This window comes from Synechococcus sp. R6-10, from assembly GCF_047461815.1.
GTDB lineage: Bacteria > Cyanobacteriota > Cyanobacteriia > Thermostichales > Thermostichaceae > Thermostichus.
In genome coordinates this window covers 1-1,665 of the sequence record NZ_JANSHW010000250.1, presented here as the reverse complement: position 1 = coordinate 1,665, position 1,665 = coordinate 1, and the positions used below count along the sequence as shown (strand labels likewise).

At 62.0% G+C, this 1,665-nt stretch carries 2 protein-coding genes; both read right to left on the bottom strand.

The window, feature by feature from the left end; genetic code table 11:
- A partial coding sequence (locus NW837_RS07790) for a CHASE2 domain-containing protein (RefSeq protein WP_414330435.1) occupies nt 1-1,208 on the bottom strand: 1,208 nt, incomplete at its 3' end.
- 175 nt (nt 1,209-1,383) lie between these two features.
- Nucleotides 1,384-1,665, bottom strand: a 282-nt coding sequence (locus tag NW837_RS07785; protein WP_414330433.1) for a S1 RNA-binding domain-containing protein, incomplete at its 5' end; no start/stop codon positions are given.

The window sequence follows — 1,665 nt, the reverse complement described above, 5'->3', positions numbered from 1 at the left end:
GTTCCCACTCCCAGCAGCAAGACCACCGCAACCGCCACCCCCCCCGGCACGGATTGGTAGACCTCCCCGGTGAGCAGGCTGGAGAGGACTTGCGCCTGCAGCTCCACCGCCGCAATCTGGGATCCATCCGCAGTCCGCACTGGGAAGGTTTCGGGGTAGCCGCCCACAAAACCCACCAGGACAATTTTGTCCCGCAATTGGTCGGCAACTTCGGGATCGAGGGGAGGGATCCCTTCTTGGCCGCGGCAGGCTTGGCTGGGGTTGATCATCGGGGCAACAGACCCGGATCCTGCCTGGAGAACAGCTGGAGGGCAAACCCGTTCGATGGGGATGATGGGGATCCCGTGCTGGGAGCCGAGGGGGTTGAATTGGATCGGCTGCAAACCCCGCTCGCGAAACCAGCGGCTGGCCCGCTCCGGGTCGTATTTGGCAAAAGCCAGAGCCTCGACCGAGGCGAACATCTGCTCCTCTTGGCTGTCGCGGCGCAGGTAGAGCCCCCGCAACTGGGCCTGGCGCAGGATCCCGGCACTGTCTACCCGATGTTGCACCACCCCCTGCACATGTTCTGGCGGCACCAAGTACTCCAGCCGCAGGGAAGAAAAGGGCAGAAAATGGTTGCAGATGTTAATCTCGGAGCGGCCAAAGCTCTCGCTGCTGCGGGTGGCCAAGACCAAGCGATCTGGGTAGCGCTGTACCACCTGACGCAGAGGGGCATCTAAGTTCTCGTTGCCCAGGTTTTGAGGTACCACAAAGCTGCTGGGCAGGTTTAGCACCACCACCCTGGCCTCAGCTTCTTCCAGTAGACGCAACGTCAGGCCAGCGTAGTTGGCCCGTTCCAGAAGGAAGTCAACTTGATGTTGGCCAAGGTGCTCTGCACCACTGGTGCGGCCATTGCTTTCCCCCTGTCCGCTGTTCCCGTTAGCGGGAACGTGCTCCGCACCGCTGTCGCGATCGAGTCCTATACGACCATCAATGCCGACGATCACCACCTCGGGAGAAGGCTGCTGAGGGCCACGCCAAGCGTACAGCCACTCCTGGGCGTCGCTCTCCATCCGCACCAACAAAGGATGCTGAGCAGAAAGGTTAAGCAGAGCAGCCCAACCCAAGCCCCAAGCCAACGCCCAGCCCAGCCGCCGCCGGGAGGGGGATGGTCGAGCTGGAGAAGTATAGCCTTGGCCAACGAGAAAGGGAGGGACGGGATCCGGCATATTGCAAAGGGCTTTGCACCGCTGACGCGACCACACGAACGGCAGTGCAGACGCGAGCCAGCTAAAAAGTGCTCCGCACCGCTGTCGCGATGGAGTTTTCTCTGCCATTTTGGCCGCTGCCGGCGGCTGTCGAGGGGATCCCTGGCCCCCCCGTTGCTGGGGGAAAACCGCAGCCTCAGTGGTGATGGTTGCGCACCCGCGCTGCTTCCTCAGGGCTAATGCCGAGGCGAGTGAGGTTGATGCGGCCTTTGTGATCGATGCTGCGCACCTTGACCACCACCTCATCTTCCACAGCCACCTCGTCTTCCACCCTGCCGACGCGGTACTCCGCCAGTTGCGAAATGTGGATCATGCCCTCTTTGCCGGGCAAAAACTCCACAAAAGCGCCGATGGGGATGATGCGGGTCACCTTGCCCAAATACACCTGCCCCTCTTCCACCCGCCGCACCAGATTTTC